1 protein-coding gene is annotated in these 202 nt (G+C 45.0%); it reads left to right on the forward strand.

Annotation, left to right across the window (positions count from 1 at the left end; translation table 11 throughout):
* The coding region (locus tag GPK89_RS11540) for a hypothetical protein (protein WP_215693300.1) at nucleotides 1-202 on the forward strand (202 nt) is incomplete at both ends.

The raw sequence follows: 202 nt of genomic DNA on the forward strand, positions 1-202 counted from the left end.
TGGGATTGGTTGTCGGCATACTGCTGTCTGCTCTGTTGTTAAGTGTGGTCAGGGCAGCTTTTGGAGAAACATTCACTTTTAGCATTGTAGAACTGTCCTTAAAGGTAAACGGACTTATCCTGCTCGTCAGCGGATTATCCGGCATTGCTTCTTTGTACTTCGGAAGCAGAAAGCCTGTGAAGCAAGCTGCTAAAATTACAGT

Source organism: Gemmiger formicilis (assembly GCF_018784445.1).
GTDB lineage: Bacteria > Bacillota > Clostridia > Oscillospirales > Ruminococcaceae > Gemmiger.